The sequence below is a fragment of the Salinivibrio sp. MA427 genome, assembly GCF_001996115.1.
Lineage (GTDB): Bacteria > Pseudomonadota > Gammaproteobacteria > Enterobacterales > Vibrionaceae > Salinivibrio > Salinivibrio costicola.
In genome coordinates this window covers 1-3229 of record NZ_MUFH01000277.1, presented here as the reverse complement: position 1 = coordinate 3229, position 3229 = coordinate 1, and the positions used below count along the sequence as shown (strand labels likewise).

2 protein-coding genes are annotated in these 3229 nt (G+C 47.2%); both read left to right on the top strand.

Going from position 1 to position 3229, the window contains the following annotated elements:
• Positions 1 to 59 precede the first annotated feature (59 nt).
• Positions 60 to 2039: a replication initiator protein RctB domain-containing protein gene (locus tag BZG79_RS13200; RefSeq protein WP_077774631.1), complete on the top strand. Its 1980-nt coding sequence runs from the start codon at positions 60 to 62 to the stop codon at positions 2037 to 2039.
• A 325-nt stretch (positions 2040 to 2364) separates the two neighbouring features.
• Positions 2365 to 3229, top strand: an 865-nt coding sequence (locus BZG79_RS13195; protein ID WP_108743300.1) for a DMT family transporter, incomplete at its 3' end; no start/stop codon positions are given.

Here is a 3229-nt window from a genome sequence, read left to right as displayed (position 1 = left end):
CCTCAACATTAAAGAATAATGCGCTTTGAGTACGCCTGCTATGAAGGATCTTAACTGACATGAGTGCCAGTAAACCGGAAAAAATATTAATAAAAGCACCTCGTTCCCACAAAGACGGGCATCTCTTCGAAGTGCATGGACAACTGGTCGACTGGCTTGCGCAATATGAGCATTTTAAAGGGGTGACCAAAAGCATCTTAGAACTGCTCAATTTAATTTCAGTGCGCGGGTTTTCATCTCAAGATGGTTATGTCTCTACCACAGAACTTGTTGACGCCACCGACGGTCAATTAACACGTGCTGCCATTCAGCAACGATTACGTGCGGCGGTGCAATTAGGCCTTTTTCTTCAGCAGCCGGTTCGTTTTGAAGAAGGGCTGGCAGGTAAAACGATGCTCCATCGCTTTGTCAATCCAAGCCGTCTCATTTCATCACTTGGCAGTGCGGGATTGATGACAGAAAAAAGCCGAGATGAAGTCAAACAAAAACGCTCTAAAGCGCTGGCACAAACGCAAGTAAACCGCCAACTTCTGAGCGAGCACGGACTGGGAACGCCCCCAATGATGCCTGGCGAAAAAGATCAGATTTTGGTTTCTCCAACAAGCTGGGCGGGGATCATTGATCAAGCTTTGGCGCCGCCACGGACAAAAAAAGCCTATCAAAAATCAATGGTTGCGATCAGCGGGACCAAAGCCATTATTGAGACACGATCAGCCAAGTCGATCATGACGGTGGATGATCTGATGACGTTATTCGCATTATTTACGTTAACCGTGCAATACCATGATCACCACTTACCGAATTACGAGCTACAAACCCAATCGATTGGTAATAAAACCCCCATTTACATCACTGATATTTTGCAACTACGGGGTAAAAAAGACAGTGGACCGGCACGTGATGCAATCCGAGAAAGCATCGATAGAATCGAGTTTACGGATTTTCAACTCCACGAATTGACCGGCCGTTGGCTGAGTGAAAACATGCCTGAAGGGTTTAAAAGTGATCGCTYCCGCTTTTTAGCTCGGACTATTACCGCATCAGAGGAAGCACCAAAAGAAGGTGAAGATGGGGAAGTTAAAATTAAACCCAATCTGTATATCCTGGTGTGGGAGCCGTCGTTTTTTGAAGAATTGATGACGCGTGATTACTTCTTCTTGTTCCCGCCTGAAATTTTGCGTCAGCATACACTGGTATTCCAGCTCTATTCGCTCTTCAGAAGCCGTATGTCACGTCGTTTGGAAGATTCGATGCTACTGAGCGAGTTAAACCAAAAAATGGCGCGTAACATTGAATGGCGACGTTTTTCGAGTGATTTGATTAGAGAGCTTCGAAAACTGGCAGAAGGCAAAGTCACTGAATCGATTTTTGCGGTAAACCTCTGGGGATATCACCTAACGCTGACACGCGAAGACGATGAAAAAAAATATCCGGATTACCGGATGGATATTAAATGTAATGTCGATGAAGTGATCCGTTACTCCCGCGCTAAAATGTATAACGAAGGTAAACGCTCGCTAGCGCCAACCATGCCAAACCCATTGCGCAACGAGATCTTACCCAGCCAAGACCTTGATCAACTGTCCGGGATCATCGATGGCGAGTTTGAGCCTATCCAACGCAAAGAGAAAACCAGCGGCCGTTTGGGACGCCGTGTTAAGCAACGCAAGCATCTGGTTGAGATCAATGCTGACGAGCTGACCATCGTTCTCTCTAAATATACCTCAGAAGAGGCGTTACAACGCAGTATCACCGCGCTCTCAGCAATGACAGGGCATCCGTCTTCAGTGATCACTGAAGAGTGTCAAGGTTATCTAGAAAAGCTTGATTGGTTACGCGTTGGTGATCAAGTGGTGCCTTATGAAACACTTAGCCGTACAATTGAATTTTTTAATCAGCAACAGCAGGAACGTCACCTATCTATTGAGAAATTAATCTCAGGGTTAGCGGTGCGCCGTAAAGTGTGTCAACGCGTGTTTGACGGCCACCTGGATGGGCAAGTGCTTAGAGCGTTAGATGACATTGCAATGAGTGGCTAACAACMCCGTTATTTTGCACAGGCTTGACGCATAACTGACATGCATTCACGGATTGGCGTTAATATAGCTCCCGATAGATACCTTTGTCCTATTTGATGTCTTTATGACATCGTTTGGCTAAATGCTTGCCGAGCGGGCCTTTGCCCGCTTTTTTTCCGATTGTTTTTTCGCGTAGTTGTACCTTGTGTTGCTTGCACAACCCGTTCGACATGGTCGCCTATCATAGTCCCCCCTAACTGTTTCTATCGACTTGGTTTCATTCTTCTATTTACACTGTAAACTGCCTGTTTTAATTACACGCGATTCGCGTTTCAATGAGGCAGTTATGCCGGTTCTGTTGCCATTTGCCGCGGTTTTTATTTGGTCGGTGAATACCATCGTAAACAAAATGTCAGTGGCGGTCATTGCACCTGGTGCGATGGCCTTTTACCGTTGGTTCTTTGCCATCTTGGTGCTTACTCCCTTTTGCTTACCTACCCTTTGGCGTCAGCGGCGTGCGGTGATAACCTACGCGCCGCGGCTTGCCTTACTCGCCTTACTTGGCATGGTCACAAACCAGTCTGTCGCCTATTTTGCTGCGCAAACCACCACAGCGACGAATATGGCATTGATCATGTCTTTGGTCCCAATGCTCAGTCTCTTTATGAGCATTCAACTACTGTCTCAGCCACTTACAGTGCGAGCCATTGTCGGTGCAGGGTTATCTATCTCTGGGCTGATTTATATGCTGACAATGGGAAAACCGCTAACGTTGTTGACCAGTGGGGCAACCATTGGCGATGGGCTCATGTTAATTTGTGCCTCGTCGTATGCACTGTATTGTGTGTTATTGAAACGATGGTCAATGGCGATTTCTAATTGGGTCTCCGTTTATGTGCAGGCCTTATTCGCGGTAATCATGCTGATCCCCGTGCTTTTGGCGGCACCCAGCCAAAATATTGCGACTGAAGCCTACCCATTAGTGGGATTCGCCGCCTTAGGCGCATCGGTGCTGGCACCGGCAATCTGGCTACAGGCGATCGCGCTCAATGGGGCCAGTCGTACCGCAATGTATATGAATCTATTACCGGTGATGACGGCAATAATCGCCGTCATCTGGCTAGGAGAAGTCTTAACGCCATATCATATTATCGGGGGAGGATTTGTTTTATTGGGCGTTGGGCTGTCTCAGCAATCGACGCGCCAAACTG